2 protein-coding genes are annotated in these 1,124 nt (G+C 46.4%); both read left to right on the forward strand.

Annotated features, from left to right (window positions below):
• The first annotated feature begins 108 nt into the window (after window positions 1-108).
• Window positions 109-510, forward strand: a complete 402-nt coding sequence (locus BMX80_RS17555; RefSeq protein ID WP_074870823.1) for a hypothetical protein — start codon at window positions 109-111, stop codon at window positions 508-510.
• A gap of 95 nt (window positions 511-605) precedes the next feature.
• The gene (locus BMX80_RS17560; protein WP_074870825.1) at window positions 606-917 is read left to right on the forward strand and encodes a hypothetical protein; all 312 of its coding nucleotides are present in this window, start codon (window positions 606-608) and stop codon (window positions 915-917) included.
• Window positions 918-1,124: the final 207 nt, after the last annotated feature.

A 1,124-nucleotide genomic window follows, 5' to 3' on the forward strand; every position in this document is an offset into this window, starting at 1 on the left:
AACGAGCCATCCTAACAATGCGCTTAAGGCCGCTCGCTCCGCTCACTGGACGTCAAAAAGCTCCGCTTTTTGCCGCCCCTTAGCTTATCGTTAGGTGCACTACAAAATATGAAATCTATCTTCAGATATATAGTGGCAATATCAACAGCGCTGTTTGTAGTGCTTTGGCTGCTGCCGTTTTTCGATTATTTGTGGTTATCGCCAGATGAACTTAACTTAGCCTCAGCCGATGGGTTCGGTTCATATATTCCAAGCCATATCGCAATATACTGGGGTCTTTTCATTGCGTGGTTCATCAACTCAATTGGCTTATTCTTTTTCTCACGTATTGCGCGAACATCATTTCTCATACTTCTGGTTGCAACGACTATAGCTAGCTTCTTTTCGGGGTTTTCCGTTATGACACCGCTAAGCGCCGGTATAAGCAGCATAGTCATGCTGTCTGACGGCGCCATAATAACAATGGCGTACCTCACCTCTGTTTCAAAATACTTTGTGGAAAGCACCTAACAAGTGGTTCAAGTCGCTCGCTTCGCTCACTGGGACGTCCAAAAGCTGCGCTTTTGGCCGCCCCTTAACCAAACGTTATGCCCTAGGTGCCCCCAATGCCATGGTATGCAATAAGAAATGTTTATCACTTCGGAGTTAAGGCAGATGGGAAAAATATCTTTGAGGAGCGAATTGTCTGTTTCGCTGCTGAGTCCGCAACTGCGGCCCACAAGCTAGCAGAAGTCGAATCGAGAGATTACGCCATATCAAATAATTTTGTAGGGCATGATGAACAAGTTGGCTATGAGCTTGACCCTGATGACTTAATACAAGGGCATGAGGTCTGGTCAGAGTTATTTGAATCTCTTGACTCGCTGGAAATTTTCTATCAAAAGCGCTACCTCGATTATGTTTATACTCCGGACTGAATTCAGGCCTCATCGTTCAAGGCATAACAATTGGTTCAAGTCGTTCGCTACGCTCACTGGGACGTCCAAAAGCTGCGCTTTCGGCCGCCCCTTAACCAAACGTTAGGGCGCTTCACATAATGCTCGGAAACCACCTAGCCACAACGAATCCACACGCCGCTTTTCAGCGCGTTGTTTTGTCGTTAGCTTTACGGTTTTCTGACAGTT

It is taken from the genome of Atopomonas hussainii (assembly GCF_900109735.1).
In the GTDB taxonomy this organism is placed as follows: Bacteria; Pseudomonadota; Gammaproteobacteria; order Pseudomonadales; family Pseudomonadaceae; genus Atopomonas; species Atopomonas hussainii.